The organism is Paraburkholderia denitrificans (assembly GCF_042655705.1).
Taxonomy (GTDB): domain Bacteria; phylum Pseudomonadota; class Gammaproteobacteria; order Burkholderiales; family Burkholderiaceae; genus Paraburkholderia; species Paraburkholderia denitrificans.
The window spans coordinates 86060-101687 of the sequence record NZ_JBHSMP010000030.1 but is presented as its reverse complement, the minus strand read 5'-3'; the positions used below and the strand labels follow the sequence as shown (position 1 = coordinate 101687).

13 protein-coding genes are annotated in these 15628 nt (G+C 64.5%); 12 read left to right on the top strand and 1 reads right to left on the bottom strand.

Annotation, left to right across the window (positions count from 1 at the left end):
- The first annotated feature begins 953 nt into the window (after window positions 1-953).
- On the top strand, window positions 954-1541 hold the full coding sequence (locus tag ACFPTO_RS20905; RefSeq protein WP_377714359.1) for a LysE family translocator: 588 nt from the start codon (window positions 954-956) through the stop codon (window positions 1539-1541).
- A 15-nt stretch (window positions 1542-1556) separates the two neighbouring features.
- On the opposite strand, the gene ACFPTO_RS20900 is transcribed toward ACFPTO_RS20905, so the two are convergent.
- Complete coding sequence (locus ACFPTO_RS20900; protein ID WP_377714357.1) at window positions 1557-2393, bottom strand: helix-turn-helix transcriptional regulator; 837 nt, start codon at window positions 2391-2393, stop codon at window positions 1557-1559.
- Between the two features lie 258 nt (window positions 2394-2651).
- Between ACFPTO_RS20900 and ACFPTO_RS20895 the strand changes: the two genes are divergently transcribed.
- The 11 genes from ACFPTO_RS20895 (at window position 2652) to ACFPTO_RS20845 (ending at window position 15507) form a co-directional block, all read left to right on the top strand.
- Window positions 2652-5012, top strand: coding sequence for an ATP-binding protein (locus tag ACFPTO_RS20895; protein WP_377714355.1), 2361 nt, complete (start codon window positions 2652-2654; stop codon window positions 5010-5012).
- Between the two features lie 36 nt (window positions 5013-5048).
- Window positions 5049-5777: a methyl-accepting chemotaxis protein gene (locus ACFPTO_RS20890; protein WP_377714391.1), complete on the top strand. Its 729-nt coding sequence runs from the start codon at window positions 5049-5051 to the stop codon at window positions 5775-5777.
- Window positions 5774-6304: a hypothetical protein gene (locus ACFPTO_RS20885; protein ID WP_377714353.1), complete on the top strand. Its 531-nt coding sequence runs from the start codon at window positions 5774-5776 to the stop codon at window positions 6302-6304. The genes ACFPTO_RS20890 and ACFPTO_RS20885 overlap by 4 nt, the downstream gene beginning before the upstream one ends.
- Window positions 6305-6432: 128 nt before the next feature.
- The gene (locus tag ACFPTO_RS20880) at window positions 6433-7416 is read left to right on the top strand and encodes a chemotaxis protein CheX (RefSeq protein WP_377714351.1); all 984 of its coding nucleotides are present in this window, start codon (window positions 6433-6435) and stop codon (window positions 7414-7416) included.
- 37 nt (window positions 7417-7453) lie between these two features.
- On the top strand, window positions 7454-7819 hold the full coding sequence (locus ACFPTO_RS20875) for a response regulator (RefSeq protein WP_293034638.1): 366 nt from the start codon (window positions 7454-7456) through the stop codon (window positions 7817-7819).
- A gap of 256 nt (window positions 7820-8075) precedes the next feature.
- Window positions 8076-9011, top strand: coding sequence for a LysR family transcriptional regulator (locus ACFPTO_RS20870; RefSeq protein WP_377714349.1), 936 nt, complete (start codon window positions 8076-8078; stop codon window positions 9009-9011).
- A 264-nt stretch (window positions 9012-9275) separates the two neighbouring features.
- On the top strand, window positions 9276-10376 hold the full coding sequence (locus ACFPTO_RS20865; RefSeq protein WP_377714347.1) for an HlyD family secretion protein: 1101 nt from the start codon (window positions 9276-9278) through the stop codon (window positions 10374-10376).
- 104 nt (window positions 10377-10480) lie between these two features.
- Window positions 10481-11986: a DHA2 family efflux MFS transporter permease subunit gene (locus ACFPTO_RS20860; RefSeq protein ID WP_377714389.1), complete on the top strand. Its 1506-nt coding sequence runs from the start codon at window positions 10481-10483 to the stop codon at window positions 11984-11986.
- Between the two features lie 16 nt (window positions 11987-12002).
- Complete coding sequence (locus ACFPTO_RS20855) at window positions 12003-13496, top strand: efflux transporter outer membrane subunit (RefSeq protein WP_377714345.1); 1494 nt, start codon at window positions 12003-12005, stop codon at window positions 13494-13496.
- A gap of 114 nt (window positions 13497-13610) precedes the next feature.
- Window positions 13611-14042 (top strand): MarR family winged helix-turn-helix transcriptional regulator, encoded by a 432-nt coding sequence (locus tag ACFPTO_RS20850; protein ID WP_377714343.1) that lies wholly within the window; start codon window positions 13611-13613, stop codon window positions 14040-14042.
- A gap of 121 nt (window positions 14043-14163) precedes the next feature.
- Window positions 14164-15507 carry a TAXI family TRAP transporter solute-binding subunit gene (locus tag ACFPTO_RS20845; RefSeq protein ID WP_377714341.1) on the top strand — a complete coding sequence of 448 codons (1344 nt, stop codon included), beginning with the start codon at window positions 14164-14166 and terminating at the stop codon, window positions 15505-15507.
- The last annotated feature ends 121 nt before the right edge of the window (window positions 15508-15628 follow it).

Below are 15628 nucleotides of genomic sequence, written 5' to 3'. Positions count from 1 at the left end.
AATCAAGCTGTCGAATGTAGTTGTCCAACCAAGCTGTCGATTCAAACTGTCATTAGCCTGACGCAATCCGATCGCGGTGTGAAGCGGCCAGGACGCCCAAATGCGTTACCGTCCGCAAAAGAAAAAAGCTCACCCGGCATAGCCGGGTGAGCTGCTTAAACGCCGTTGTTACTCGGGTCAGCAGATCCACGCAGGAGGTGCTGACGAGTGAGATCGTGAACGGGGCGGGTCGCGGCGTCGAGATGGGACTAACGCCGATCTTTCAGACCAATCGGATCCGGTCTGGCGATTGGTGCGGCGCGGGTTTGGCCGGGGTTGGCTCGGGTTTGCCTGGTTGCGCCTCCGTCGCATGCACAGGGTTGCGCCGTTCACGGTGAAGCGCCGCACCGCTTGCGCTCACCCCGGTAAAAGGCGCGGTTGTGGTGGCGATTCTTGAAGCGCGTAGTCGAGCCGTGTCTTTTGACGATCGTGCCCTGCATGCGAAGCGAAGGCAAATTTCCTTCTGGTTCAAGGCGATGGCGTATATCTCCTGAGGATATTCACAGGCTTCTCCACGTTTTCTGTGGACAACCCGGCGCCTGTTGAGCGGATGTTTCCATACGCGGCCCGATTTGCTGGCGACGTGCGGAGTTCTTTTGCGTTCAAGGACTTGGCGTGTTTCCCCGAAAGATACTCACAGGCTTCTCCACGTTTTCTGTGGGTAACTTGAACCGAGGCGACGCGAGCGGCGTGCGAGCGATGCCCGGATGGTGGAAATGCATGAATCAATTTCCCCGTTTTAGCCTCGATTTAATCAGGACCATGAAGCGTATATCAGCGGCTGACGACGGAACTGCAACGCGTACCTGATGGCCCCCGATTCCCGCGCGGGGCAATTTTCTTCAATACATGCCTCGGCGGTCCCCCTATGCTGCGCCGGTGTTTCATCGCCGCCGGGCGTAACGAGGATAACCGTGAGCATTGCGCTTTCCATGGCCGCATTCGCGCTGGCCACGTCGATCACCCCTGGGCCCGTCAACATCGTCGCGCTGAGCGCGGGCGCGCGCTACGGCCTGCGCGCAAGCCTGCGCCACGTGACCGGCGCGACGGTCGGGTTCGCATTGCTGCTCCTGCTGATTGGCCTCGGGCTGCGCGAACTGCTTGTGCAATGGCCCGTGCTCACGCGTGCGATTCGCTGGGCGGGCGTGGCCTTTCTGCTCTATGTCGCCTGGCGGCTCGCCGCCGACGACGGCCATATCGACGACGCAAACAGCGCACGCGGACCATCGCTCATGATCGGTGCGACGATGCAGTGGCTCAATCCGAAGGCATGGCTCGCTTCGGTGGCGGGGATGGGCGTGTATGCGGTGGCGGGCGAGCCGGTGCTCGTGTGGCAATTCGCGGCCATTTATTTTGTCGTCTGCTATTTGTCCATTGCCTGCTGGGCGTGGGCGGGCGCATCGCTGCGCCATGCGTTACGCGAGCGTGCGCGGGTGCGGTTCGTCAACCGCTGCATGGCTGCGCTGCTCGCCGCTTCGGCGCTCTATCTGCTGATGACGTAACGACGTGGGCCGCACTCACGCGTTGCCGCGATATTGCCCCGGCGTCGCGGCGACGAATTGCCGGAATGCGCGCTGCAAATGCGCCTGATCGGCGAAACCGGCTTCGATCGCGACGTCGGCAATCGCATGGCCGCGCCGCAGTTGCGCGCGGCTGAATTCGATGCGCCGGTTCACGACATACGCGTGCGGCGTCATGCCGTACTGCTGCCTGAACGCGCGGATCAGATACGAGGGAGAAAGATCCGCCGCCGCGCAGATCTCTTCGAGCTTGAGCGTGCGCGTGTAGTTGTCTTCGATGAACTCGGCGGCGCGCGCGAGCCGGTGGTTCGGCTCGCGCTGCGCGACGGGCGCGGGATTAAGCGTCTGCTGTAGCGCCGAAAAGTACGCCGTAATCGCGCTTTCCTTGTGCAGCGCATCTTCGTGCACATCGGTGAGCAGATCGTAGAGCCGGTTCAGACCGGCGAAGAGATCGGGCCGCGCGCTCAAGGTTTGCGCGAACTCGCGAAAGCCCTGATTCGCGCCGAAGCCGAGATCCTGCTGAAGCTGCGTGAGCCAGCTCACGTCGACATAGAACATGCGGTAGGCCCACGGCGCGTGCTCGGCCGGATTGCATGCGTGTACAACTTCCGGATTGACGACCACTACCGCACCTGCGCCGATGCGCTCCATCGTGTTCGCGTTCAGATAGGTGCTGTGCCCGCCCGTTACCGCGCCGATCGAAAAGGTGCGGTGCGCGTGCCGGCCGTAGCGCACCTTGCGGCCATCGGCGATTGCGCGCGCTTCGATGAACGGCAGCGCAGGGTCGCGCCAGAACTGCGGCAGGGCGTCGGCGGGAATCGGCGTTGCGGACACGGGGCGTCTCTCGAACAAAGGTTTGCCGATCATGTTATCGCAATGCCCGTGCGCCTGCGCATACCGCTTTTTGCACCCCGCTGTTGCACAACAATCGACGAACCTTGCGCGATCTCAGCAATCGAACGTGCATCATTATGAACGTCACATGCATGTCACATGCTCGCCGCGATAATCCACGCTCGAATGTTTGGCCGCCGTGTCATGAGTTGCGCAACCATAGCGTGACCGATACGGCAACGCCCGGGGATTTCGACCATGACCATACGTCACCGTATCACCCTGCTTATCGTGCTGATGTTCGTTGCGTTGTCCGCTATCGGCGGCTTCGCGGTCTATCAGACACGTCGCAGCGCCGCCGATGTCCGCCAGGTTACGCAAGGCGTCGTGCCGAGCGCACTGGCTTCCTCCGATCTCGTTTCACTCGTGAAAGACGTCCAGCTCGCGACGATGACGCTTGTCTATGCGCCGGACGCGAACATGGTTACGCAGGCGCAAGACGAGCTTAAAACGAAGGAAGCCGCGCTGCGCACCGCACTCGATGTGCAACGCAAGGCCGCGGCGAGCCACGCCCAGGACGGCCTCGTCGCGCAGGGGCAAGAGAGCCTGACGAATTATTTCGGCGCGATCGACGACACCGCAAAGATGAAGGCCGCGGGCAAGAACGAACTCGCGCAGGCGTATCTCTTCGCGAACGTCGCGGAATACCGCGACGAACTGGAGGGCATCGTCACGACGATGCGCGTCGAGAAGAACCGCCAGAAAGACGACGCCATCCGCGCGCTGAACAGCACGCTCGATACGACGACGAGCGCCATTGCCGGCGTGACGGGCGGCGCCGTGCTGCTCCTCACGGTGATTGGCCTCCTGCTGTATCGCCAGATCACGCGCCCGCTCTCGCGCATGCAGGAGATGATGAGCGAGATCGCGTCGAATCAGGACTTCACGCGGCGCGTGCCGGTGGGCCGCATGGATGAAATCGGTCATTCGATCGTCGCGTTTAACGGCATGATCGAAAAGATCCAGCAGAGTTCCGCGCAGCTCAAGCGCAAGACCGCCGACATTCAGGCGATGCTGCAGAACATGCAGCAGGGCATTCTCACCGTTGTGGAAGGCGCAACCATTCACAACGAGTACTCGGCGTATCTGGAAGCGATTTTCGAAACCGACGAGATCGCCGGGCGCGGGCTCATGGATCTCGTGTTCACGCACACGAGTCTCGATGCCGACACGATCGCGCAAGTCAGTGCCGCCGTCGATGCGTGCCTCGGCGAGGACAGCGTGAACTTCGGGTTCAACCAGCATCTGCTCGTGAACGAAATTACGCGCAGCATGCCCGATGGCCGCGAGAAAGTACTCGACCTGAGCTGGTCGGCGATCACGGACGAGAACGACGTGGTCGTGCGCCTGATGCTGTGCGTGCGCGACGTGACCGAACTGCGCGAACTCGCCGCCGAAGCGGGCGAACAGAAGCGCCGCCTGCAGATGATCGGCGAAATTCTCGCGGTGAGCGAAGAGAAGTTCCATCAGTTCGTGCAAAGCTCGAAGGGCTTCATCCACGAAAACGAGCGCATCATTCGCCAGCACGACTGCGCCGACATGGCCGCCATTGCGGCGCTGTTCCGCAACATGCACACGGTGAAGGGCAATGCGCGCACGTACAGCCTGCAGCATCTCACCGGCGTCGTGCACGAGGTCGAACAGCGCTACGACGCGCTGCGCCGCGAAGACACCGATCATGAGTGGGACCAGCAGGCGCTCATCGACGACCTCGAACGCGTGAAGGCATCGCTCGAACACTACGCGACGATCAATGAAGTGAGCCTTGGCCGCGGCACGCGCATCACGGGGGGCGACGGTAACGTGAGCGTGGCGCGCGGGCAGATCGAAACGGCGCTGCGCACGCTCGACGCCGCCAACGAAGACGATCTCGTTTCGCTGCGCGCAATGCGCGAGACGCTGCGCGGCATGCTCGGCAGCATCGGCACCGAGACAATGGCCGATGCGCTCGCGGGCGTGCTCGGCTCGCTGCCGTCGCTGGCAGCGGAACTCGGCAAGGCTGCACCGGTCGTGCGTGTCGACGACAACGGCTTGCGCCTGCGCAGCGAAATTACCTCGACCGTGAAGGACGTGTTCACGCATCTGCTGCGCAACTCGCTCGACCACGGCATTGAAATACCGGCGCAGCGCCGCGAGCAAGGCAAGACCGACGCAGGTCACATCGCCATCGAAGTCGACGTGACGGGCGGCGCGCTGCAGATGACCCTCGCCGACGATGGCCGCGGTCTTGCGCTCGCGCGCATTCGCGGCATCGCGGTGGAGCGCGGCTGGCTGGCCGATGGCGAAGCCGCGACCGACGAGACGATTGCAGGCTTCATCTTCCGCGTGGGCTTTTCGACTGCCCACAGCGTGACTTCCGTGTCGGGGCGCGGCGTGGGCATGGATGCGGTGCGCGCTTTCCTCGAACGTGCGGGCGGGCGCATCGAGTTGCGCTTCACGGATAGCAACGACGGCGCGGACTATCGGCACTTCGAGACGATCGTGTATGTGCCGCAGGAGTGGGCGGTGGCCGCTGCCGGAGCGGATCGGGCAGTGCGCGCGCAGGCGCTGGCGGACTAGCGCATTTCGGGGGTTGCAGTGGTTCTGCCGATTCTGATGGGAGGCGCGGCGCTCGCCGTGCTCATGGCGCTCGCCGTCCTCGGCGTGCACTGGCGCGCGCGCGCACGCTGGCGGCGCGAGGGCGAGGCGCAGGACGCCGCGCACGCGGCCGCGCTCGCCAAGGCCGAGGCGCAAGCGAACGAGCGGCTCGGAGCATGTGCGCACGAAATCGACACGCTTGCGGCGCAGAACGACGCGCTGCGCGCCGAACTGGCGCAGCGCAAGTCGGCGGCAGACGCGCTCGACGCAGCACTTTACGCCGAGCGCGCGCGGTGCGAGGCTGCGCAGCAGCGCGCGGCGGGCATTGCTGACGAAGCCGCGCGTCTGCGGCACATGTCGGCGACATTCGAGCGCTGGCACGAGCAGATGATCTCGCTGATGGCGCAGAACCACGACATGCATCAGAAGAACCAGGAGCTGTCGTCGATCGTGAGCCACGTGCTGATCGTGTCGCTCAACGCATCCATCGAAGCTGCGCGCGCGGGCGCGGCGGGCCGCGGCTTCTCGATCGTCGCGGGCGAGGTGCGCACGCTGGCGACGCGCTCGCAGGAACTCTCCAAGAGCTATCGCGACAGCCTGCACCGCAACGATCTCGTCACGGCCGCGACATTCCAGGACATTCAGGCGGGCGGCAAGATGATCGCGGCGTCGCTCGCGAGCGTCGAATCGCTGTCGACCCAGTTGCGCACGCAACTTGCGCAAGCGCATGCCGAGGCGCTGGCATGATCGGCGAGCGCGCAAAGGACAGCATCGACCGCATTTTTTTCGCGGCGGCGCGCACGCGCCTCGTGGCCGACGCGCAGCACGCCTGCGAGATCGTGCCTCACGCGGGCGAGGCCGTGCGGGGCGAGCAGGTGGTCGCACTGACGATCTCGTCGATGCAGTTTCGTTTGCTGTTGCTGCTGCACTTCAACGACGACGAAGCAACGCGCCGGTACTACGTGGGCGACGCGCAGCGCGCGCTGGCGGAAACGTTCATGGAGTTCGGCAATCTCTGCTGCGGGGCAATGAACCAGCAATTGGTGGAGCATTTTCCGGATCTCGGCATGTCGACGCCCTATGTGCTGAGCGGCGGGTGTCTGCCGTATCTGCAGGAGCTGAAGCCCAACTATCTCTCGTCGCACGCGCTGACGCTCGACGCGAGCGTGCGGCTGGGCGCGACGCTGTGCGTCTGTTCGAAGACGCCGCTCGATTTCGTCGCGGCGGACCAGGAAGCGGCCTGCGAAAGTTCGGGCGAACTCGAAATGTTTTAAAGCCGCGAGCGAATGCGGCCATTACGAAATAGCAACGAAGCAGCAACGAAACGTCATTCAGGCAATCACACGGCAACGGGCAAGGCGCAATACGCAACGCGCAGTTGCAGGACGCGGGAAGAACACGCATGGACTCGAACAAACCGGTCAGCAAGGTGTTGCTGCTGGAAAGCGATACGGATTGCGCGGATGCGCTGGGCCGCTTTTGCGAAGACCACAATCTCGTGGGCGTGCGGGTGCGCCGCGACGCGCTGGCTGGTGCGCTGCGCGCCCACAGCGATCTGGGCGGCGTGCTGCTCAGTGAAGACTTCGGCGGGTCGCTCGAAGCGAGCGCGGCCATAGCCGCGAGCCTCGACGCCGCGCGTCCCGAGCTGCCGATCATCGTGCGCCGGGCGTCGCAGCCGACGCTCGACGGCTTGCCCGACGCGTTGCAGCGCGCATCGCGCGCCGCGTGGGCACACAGCGATCCCGCGTCGCTGCGCGCGGCGCTCGATGCATGCGTATTCACGCAGGACTACCCGGATGCGCTCGTGCGCGGCATCACGGAGATGACGGTGGAGCGCCTGCACCATGTGTTCGGCGATGTCGACGTGAGCTGGGACGCGCCGAGCATCGTGCGCGACCGCATCATCTTCGGCGAGGTGTTCAGCCTGATTCCGCTGGAGACGGCGTGGTGCCGCGGCTATTTGCTGATGCAGGCGGAGGAGGCGCCGCTCCTCGGCTTGCTGCCGCCGCGCGCGGGCCGCGAAGCGGTGACGGATTTTCGCGAGATGAACAGCGTGCTCGGCGAATTGACGAACCTGATCTGGGGCGCGTTTCGCAATCGCTATCTGGGCGACGTGCAGGCGCTCGCCGCCGTGGGGACGCAGGTGCAGGTGCCGCTGCTCATCAATCACCGGCGGCGCTACCTGTCGTTCGGTTCGGATAACCCGCAGCTGTGCATCAAGTACCGGCTCGCCGGGCGTAGCACAGGGCAGGAAGTGACGATCGACCAGCGTTTCGTGTTCAGCCTCGGGTGGTCGCCCGAGGCGTTCGACGAGACGCTTCAAAGGGCAGAGATGGCCAGCGCCGATCCGTGCGCACAGGACGCAGGCGAGCTGGAATTGTTTTGATGAAGGAAGCGTCGGGCACGACGCAGAGGAAAACAAAATGGCGAAAATTCTGGTGGTGGACGATTCGAGCACGGTGCGCGACGAAGTGGCAGGTTTTCTGCGCAAGAACGGACTCGACGTGGACACCGCGGTGGACGGCAAGGACGGCCTCGCGAAGGTGCGCGCAAATCCGGGCGTGAAGCTCGTGGTGAGCGACGTGAACATGCCGAACATGGATGGCCTCACGATGGTCGAGAAAATCCGCAGCGAGCTCGCGAACACGGCGGTCAACGTGGTGATGCTCACGACGGAGAGCAGCCCGGCGATGAAGGAGCGCGGCAAGGCGGCAGGCGTGCGCGGCTGGATCGTGAAGCCGTTCAAGGGCGACGCCGTGCTGGAGACGTTCCGCAAGCTCGCGGGCTGATTTGCGGGCTGTTTCGGGCGGCCGCCCGCGCAGTACAGGCGCGTGGGTGGCCGTGCCGATGAGACGGTTGTGCAGGCAAGGGTAGGAGAATGAGGGCGTGGTTCCCGGCGGCGGTCGACGAGGGCTTTCCCTGGCGTGTTCGCCCCAGGACAAGTGGGCCCGGGTGGGGCTAAGCTAGGGCTTGTTCGCATGTGGACGAGACATGCGGGCGCCCGATTCCGGCTCTTTTGGCCGGATTTCCACTTGCCATCACGCCATGGACTATATCGACAGCCTGCGTATTTTCCGCTCCGTCGTCGAGGCGCGCAGCTTTACGCGTGCCGCCGACATGCACGGGGTCACGACGCCGGTCGTGTCGCGTACGATTGCGCGGCTCGAAAAACGCCTCGGCAGCCGCCTCTTTCACCGCACGACCCGGGCCATCTCGCTTACCGAAGCCGCTGAGCGCTTCTACGACGGCTGCTGCCGCGTGCTGGACGACCTCGATGCGCTGGAGGCGGTCGCCTCCGAGCAGACGCGCGAGGCGGAAGGCGTGCTGCGGCTCGTTGCGCACACCACGGCCATGGTGAGCCGGCTCGTGCCGCTCGTCTCCAGCTTCAAGCGCGCGCATCCGAAGGTGAGTCTCGACGTGACGCTGACCGAACGTCCCGTCGATCTCGTCGCGGACGGCTTCGATCTCGGCCTCGTGCTGCCGTTCATGCTTAACAACGATACGACCGTGACGCGCCTGCTCGAACGCATTCCGCTCGCGCTCGTGACGACGCCCGGCTATCTGGCCACGCGCAAAGTCCCCACGCATCCGTCCGATCTTGAGCAGCACATATTCGTGACGATGCCGCCCTCGCTGCGCAAACCGGCGATCACGTTTCGCGCGGGCAACGAGGATGTGGTCGTGCAGCTCAAGCACGAAGTCGCGTCGAACAACCCGGCGTTCAACCGCGAGATGGTGCTGGAGGGGTTCGGCATCGGCGTGCTGCCGCTCGGGCTCGTCAGCGCCGAGCTTGAATCCGGCCGGCTCGTGACGGTGCTCGACGACTTTCCCATCGTCGACGCGCAGATCGAAATTCGCCTCGCCTACACGACGCGCACGCTGCTGCCTGCGAAGGTGCGCGCGTTCATCGACCACGTCACCGCGTTCTTCGACGATGTCGGGCACGCTGAATCCGCGCCAGTCGAGTTGAAAGACAATTGAAGGCTTGAGGGCCATTATTGCCGGCGCGTTCACACTGTGATGCCGCGCCTGGCGATTGTGGCGGCGCGCCGTGCCCGCTAATCTGTGCGTATGCACACTAGCGCATTTCCACGGCTTCCCGAACACGGTGACTGCTTCGCCGAACGCCCGCGCGACCGCCATCGGAGCCATGCAGTTTCATCGCGCGGCAATGTGCAGCCATCGCGTCCGGTCGTCTAGCGGCGTTTTTTTGTCTCCAGTAGTGCATATACACATGTGAGCGTCATGTCGAGTCCTTCCACTTCCGTTGCAGACCAACCGGTCGCCGTGCGCGTCCAGCCGGGCCGGGTGCCCTGGATGGCGCTGGCGCTCGGCGCGGTTGCGCTGGTGCTCGCGGCAGCGCTTGGCTACTGGTTGTTCGTGCTGCGTTTCGTGCAGACGACCGACGACGCCTACGTCGGCGGCAACGTCACGGTGATGGCGCCGCGCGTGAGCGGCTTCGTGAATGAAATCCTCGTACAGGACAACGAGCGCGTGCACGCGGGCCAGGTGCTGATCCGCCTCGATTCGCGCGACTACGACGCGAAGCTCGCGCAGGCGAACGCAGAAGTGGACAGCGCCCACGCGGCCGTCGCCGAACTGGAGGCGCGCCGCACGCTGCAGGAAGCTGTCATCAACCAGCAGCAGGCGCAAGTGCGCGCATCGAATGCGGAGCTTACGCGCAGTGCGCAGGATGAGACGCGCTATCGCGAACTCGTGAAGGACGACGCCGTGTCGAATCAGCTGGTCGAGCGGGCTAATGCCGATTACGCGAAGGCGCAGGCCTCGGTGGCGAGCAGCGGGGCGGCTGTGCAGGCCGCGCAGCGCCAACTCGATGTGCTGGCCGCGCAGATCACCGACGCGAAGGCGCGCGTCGCGACCGCCGTCGCGGCCCAGCGGCTGGCGGCGCTGAACGTCGGTTACACGACGATTTACGCCCCCGTCGATGGCTATATCGGCAATCGCACGGCGCGCACGGGCATGCTCGCGAACGTCGGCGCGCCGCTCCTGACCGTCGTGCCCGCCGCCGATCTGTGGGTGGACGCGAACTTCAAGGAAGACCAGTTGAAAAAGATGCAGGTGGGCGACCGCGCCGACGTCGAACTCGACGCGGCCAGCGGCACGCTGCACGGCCACGTTGAAAGCCTCGCGCCCGCGACCGGTGCGACCTTCAGCGTGCTGCCGCCGGAGAACGCCACGGGCAACTTCACGAAGATCGTGCAACGCGTTCCCGTGCGTATCCGCCTCGATGTGCCGAAGGGCACGGAACGCGTGCTGCGTCCCGGTCTCTCGGCGACGGTGAAGGTGCATCTGGGCCACGCTGCCCAGAGTGCGTTGGCGCAATGACACGGGCCGCAGACATTACCACGACGCAGACAGCGACCTCGCATGCGGCACCGCTCGCACCGCATCTTCAGCCGCTCGGGCAGCGCGCATTCGCCTTCGCGCTGATGTGCATCGGCTTCTTCATGGCGACACTCGATATCCAGATCGTCGCGTCCTCGCTGCGCGACATCGGCGGCGGGCTTTCCGCGAGCCAGGACGAGCTCTCGTGGGTGCAGACCGCGTATCTGATCGCCGAAATCATGGTGATTCCGATGTCGGGCTGGCTCTCGCGGGTGTTTTCCACGCGCTGGCTGTTTGTCGGCTCGGCGGTGGGTTTCACCATTACGAGCATGCTGTGCGGGCTCGCATGGGATATCGACTCGATGATTCTCTTTCGCGGCCTGCAAGGCGCGCTGGGCGCGGCGATGATTCCGACTGTGTTTACGACCGCATTCATGCTGTTTCCGGGCAAGCAGCGACTCGTTGCGTCCACGACGATCAGCGCGCTCGCCTCGCTTGCGCCGACCATCGGCCCCGTGATCGGCGGCTGGATAACCGGCCAGTGGTCGTGGCACTGGCTCTTCTATCTGAACCTCGTGCCGGGCGTCGCCGTGGCAATGCTGGTGCCGCGCTACGTGCACGTCGACGAACCCGATCTCTCGCTGCTCAAGCGCGGCGATTATGTTGGCATTCTGCTGTTGTGCGGCTTTCTCGGCTGCCTCGAATACATGCTCGAAGAAGGTCCGCGCAAGAACTGGTTCGGCGACGACACGATCATTGCGTGCGCATGGATCGCGGCGATCTGCGGGTTCCTGTTCATCGTGCATGGGCTCACGGCCAAAGACCCCATCGTCGACTTGCGCGCGCTCGCCGTGCGCAATTTCGGCATCGGCAGTCTGCTGTCGTTCGTGACCGGCATCGGCATCTTCGTGGCCGTGTTTCTCACGCCGCTCTTTCTCGCCGAAGTGCGCGGTTTCAGTTCGCTGCAGATCGGCTTCGCGCTGCTCTCGGTCGGTATCTTCCAGTTGCTCGCACTCGGCGTGTATGCGGTCGCCACGCGCTTTTTCAGCATGCGCACGCTCATGGTGTTCGGTCTGCTGCTGTTCGGACTCGGCTGCTATTTCTACGTGCCGCTTACGCACGACTGGGGCTGCGAGCAGTTGCTGCTGCCGCAGGCGTTGCGCGGCATCGGCCAGCAATTTGCGATTCCGCCCATCGTGACGATGGCGCTCGGCTCGCTGCCGCCCGCGCGGCTCAAGTCGGCGAGCGGACTGTTCAACCTGATGCGCAACCTCGGCGGCGCCATCGGTATCGCTGTGAGCGCAACGATGCTCAATGACCGCCTCAATTTCCACTATCTGCGCCTGAACGAGAGCGTGACGCACGGCCAGCCGCAGGTGGAATCGCTGCTCGCGGGGCAGGCGTCGTACTGGTCGTCCGTCGCGGGCAATGTGCTCGACGCGGGCACGGCCGGACTCCTGCGATTGCACGCGCTCGTCATGCGCGAAGCGCTTGTGCTCACGTTCTCAGACACCTTCTTCGTGCTGTCGCTGTGCTTCGTCGTGGCACTGGCGAGCGTGCTGTTTTCGCGGCCGATCACGCCAGGCGGCCCGCCCACCGATGCTCACTGAGCCACCGAGGTCCATCATGCAAGCCTCTTCGCATTTCACGCCGCTGCGCGTTGCGCGCACGTTCGTTGCGTCAGTCGTGACCGCCGTGCTCGCGGCGTGCGCCGTGCAGCCCGCCCAGCACGCCGATTTACCGGCAACGGTTCACGAAACCGCGCCCGCCGCCTGGCGCATCGACGCGCCGCAGGACGCCGTCGATGCGCAAACCTGGTGGGCGCAGTTCGGCGACGCGACGTTGAACGCGCTGCTCGCTACCGTGCTGCAAGGCAATCTCGATCTTCAGGCCGCGGCCGAACGCGTGAAGCAGGCGCAGTCGATCACGACGCAAAAGCACGCGGCGCTGCTGCCGCAACTCGATTTCACGGCGCACGGCGCGTATGCGCGGCAGAACACGCCGCCGCCGCTCGGCTACGTGAAGCAGGCGCGCGCGGGCTTCACGCTGGGCTGGTCGCCGGATGTGTTCGGCGGCGAGCGGCTCGATCTGCTTGCCGCGCAGGCGAATCTCGTTGGCCAGAAGCACGCGCTTGACGCGCTACGGCTCGCGCTGGCGGCCGATACGGCATCGGCCTACGTCGATTTGCGCTGGGCACAGGCCGAACTGAATATTCTCCAGGACAACGTTTCGATCCGGCAGCGCGCGCTCACGCTCACGCAGGACCGGCTGAAATACGGCCTGTCGACACAGCTCGACGTGACGCGCGCACAGTCGCAGTTGAGCGAACTGCAGGCGCGCATTCCACGCGCGCGGGCGAGCGTCGAACATCAATTGAACCTGATCGCGATCTACACGGGCCGCACGCCGGAATCCGTCGCGCAGCTTGCACTGGCGGCGCCCGCGCCTATTCCGGCTGCGCCCGTGGGTGCGCCGCAACTGCTGCCCTCGGAAGCGCTGCTGCGTCGACCGGATGTGCAGGCGGCCTACGCGAGCGTGGAGCAGCGTGCGGCCGAAGTGGGCGTTGCGCGCGCCGAGCGCTATCCGAAGTTTTCGCTGAATCTCACGGACGGCGTGCTGGCTGCGTCGTATCTCGGCCTGCCGACGCTGACCGACAATCTCTTTAGCGCGGCAATTGGCGCGACGAGCCCGATCTTCAACGCGGGCCGCATCACGGCGGAAATCGACCAGAGCGAGAGCCGCATGCGCGAGTCGCAACTGAACCTTCGGCAGACGATGCTGCAGGCGCTGCGCGAAGTGGAGGACAGCCGCACGGACCTCGTGAGCACGGCGGATCAGGCACAGCAGTTGAACGACGCTGTGGCGGCGTCGTCGCAGGCGCTCAAGCTCGCAAATCAGCTTTACAAGGGCGGCGCGGCGGACTTCCTCGACGTGCTCACGGCGCAGCAGAGCTATCTCGCCGATGCCGACTTGTTCAACGAGGCGCAACGGGATCGCGCGCTCGCGGCGGTTGCACTGTACCGTTCGCTCGGCGGCGGCTGGAGCCAGGGCGGCGAGGTGATCGCGCAGGCCGTCGATTTACCTCGCACCGAAACGACGCTCGACGTGCGCGTGAAATAGTGTCGAACGTTGGTCCGTGACGTTTTGCGGCGGCGGTGTCCGGGTATCGCGCTCGTGCCGGGGAAAGTATGATGACCGTGCGCCGTGTGGCGCGGGACTGAAGAGGTGAAGGTCATGACGAAGCAGGTAACTCGCGACGAATGCAACTGTTTTGCGCTGCGGCAGGCCGCGCGTTTCGTCACGCAACTCTACGAGCGTCATCTTTCGCAGGCGGGTGTTACGGCTGCGCAGTTCACGATCCTTTCGCGCCTCGCGAGGCATCCCGACACGACCGCCGCCGAACTATCCGACGACCTCGTCATGGACCGCACGACGCTCGTGCGCGCGCTCAAGCCGTTGCAGCGCGATGCGCTCGTGGTCGCGTCGGCGTCGCAGCAGGATACGCGCATGCTCGTCTATCGCCTTTCGACTGGCGGCCGGCGGCGCTACGAGCGCGCGCGCGTGCTGTGGCAGGACGCGCAGACCGAGTTCGAGCAGCATATGAAGCGCGATCGTGCGAAGGCATTACGCGCCGAACTTTTTGCGCTGACAAAGGCGAGCACCTGAATCGCCGCCCGCGCGCGGCCCCATCAGTGAAGCGCACGCTTCGCGCCGGTAACGATCCGATCTGGCGCGAAAATGGCATCATGAGGTTTCCAGGAGTCTGACGCGTTGCCGCCGGGTTCTCATGAAACGATATCGACCGCCGCTACATTTTCTGCGCGAACACGCTCAGCCCGACTGGCGCGATCTCGCGCTATCCGCGTTGCCCGTTGCAATCATTTGCGGTGTTATCGTCGCGCTCATGGTGTGGCTCGTCGATCCCGCGCCGCCGCGCAGCATCACGATCAGCGCCGGTCCGAAGGACAGCTCGTTCATGCTGTTGGCCGAGTCGTACCGTACGATCCTCGCGCGCAATGGCGTGACGCTCAACGTGCTCGAATCGGATGGCTCGGTGCAGAACCTGGACCGGCTGCTCGACCCGAAATTGCACGTCGATGTCGCGCTCGTGCAGGGCGGCGTGGCCGGCGACCGGGATGTGAGTTCGCTGATGTCGCTCGGCAGCGTCGCGTATCTGCCGATGGTGGTGTTCTATCGCGGCTCGGGTCTCACGCAGCTTTCGCAGCTTGAAGGCAAACGCATTGCCATCGGCCGCGAAGGCAGCGGCACGCGGAAGCTGTCGCTCAAGCTGCTCGACGCGAACGGTATCGATCCTGGCGGCGATACCGCGCTGCTGCCGCTCGACGGCTTGCAGGCCGCCACGCAACTCGTGTCCGGAAACGTCGATGCCGCCATGTTGAGCGGCGACTCCACGACGCGCGAACTGATGCTGCGCGTGCTGACGATTCCAGGCATCTCCGTGATGAGCCTCGACGAAACGGGCGCTTACACGCGGCTCTTTCCGTACCTCGAAAACATCGATTTGCCGCCGGGCGTGCTCGATCTGCGCCACCGCGTTCCGCCCGATACCGTGCACCTGATTGGCCCGACCGTTGAAATCGTCGCGCGCAGCACGCTGCATCCTGCGATTTCCGATCTGCTGATCGAAGCCGCAAGCGAGGTGAACAGCGCACCGGGCCTGTTACAACGCGCGGGCGAGTTTCCCAACACGTCGGTGCACGACTTCCGGATCAGCGAAGACGCGACGCGCTATTACCGCTCGGGCAAGAGCTTTCTCTATCGCACGCTGCCGTTCTGGCTCGCGAGCGTGGCAGACCGGCTCATCGTTCTGCTGCTGCCGCTTGCCGTACTCGTATTCCCGGCCCTGCGCGCCATTCCCGCACTGTATAGCTGGCGCGTGCGCTCGCGCATCTATCGCCATTACGGCGCGCTCATCGCAATCGAGCGCGATGCGCTCAAGCATACGAGCGAAGAAGAGCGGCGCCAGTTGATCGGCGAACTCAACGAAATCGAGCGGTCGCTCAACACGCTGCGCATGCCGCTTGCTTATGCCGATGCGTTTTACGTGCTGCGGGAGCATATCGGCTTCGTGCGCTCGCATCTGGCTGCGAACGAGCCTGTCACACACTGATACACACCAGTAAGCACTGATCTGGCCATGCCGTGTGAGTTGTGCGAACCCTTCGGATCGGCGTACGCCGTTTAAAAATTACCTGGATTCCAGGGCATGTTCCAGGATGCATGGTGAAAAG

What these genes read in the sequence shown, in the direction of transcription:
- ACFPTO_RS20860 (WP_377714389.1), top strand. Translation starts at nt 10,481, where the DNA reads ATGTGCATCGGCTTCTTCATGGCGACACTCGATATCCAGATCGTCGCG.
- ACFPTO_RS20880 (WP_377714351.1), top strand. Translation starts at nt 6,433, where the DNA reads ATGGACTCGAACAAACCGGTCAGCAAGGTGTTGCTGCTGGAAAGCGAT.
- ACFPTO_RS20855 (WP_377714345.1), top strand. Translation starts at nt 12,003, where the DNA reads ATGCAAGCCTCTTCGCATTTCACGCCGCTGCGCGTTGCGCGCACGTTC.
- ACFPTO_RS20885 (WP_377714353.1), top strand. Translation starts at nt 5,774, where the DNA reads ATGATCGGCGAGCGCGCAAAGGACAGCATCGACCGCATTTTTTTCGCG.
- ACFPTO_RS20870 (WP_377714349.1), top strand. Translation starts at nt 8,076, where the DNA reads ATGGACTATATCGACAGCCTGCGTATTTTCCGCTCCGTCGTCGAGGCG.
- ACFPTO_RS20895 (WP_377714355.1), top strand. Translation starts at nt 2,652, where the DNA reads ATGACCATACGTCACCGTATCACCCTGCTTATCGTGCTGATGTTCGTT.
- ACFPTO_RS20875 (WP_293034638.1), top strand. Translation starts at nt 7,454, where the DNA reads ATGGCGAAAATTCTGGTGGTGGACGATTCGAGCACGGTGCGCGACGAA.
- ACFPTO_RS20845 (WP_377714341.1), top strand. Translation starts at nt 14,164, where the DNA reads ATGAAACGATATCGACCGCCGCTACATTTTCTGCGCGAACACGCTCAG.
- ACFPTO_RS20865 (WP_377714347.1), top strand. Translation starts at nt 9,276, where the DNA reads ATGTCGAGTCCTTCCACTTCCGTTGCAGACCAACCGGTCGCCGTGCGC.
- ACFPTO_RS20850 (WP_377714343.1), top strand. Translation starts at nt 13,611, where the DNA reads ATGACGAAGCAGGTAACTCGCGACGAATGCAACTGTTTTGCGCTGCGG.
- ACFPTO_RS20890 (WP_377714391.1), top strand. Translation starts at nt 5,049, where the DNA reads ATGGGAGGCGCGGCGCTCGCCGTGCTCATGGCGCTCGCCGTCCTCGGC.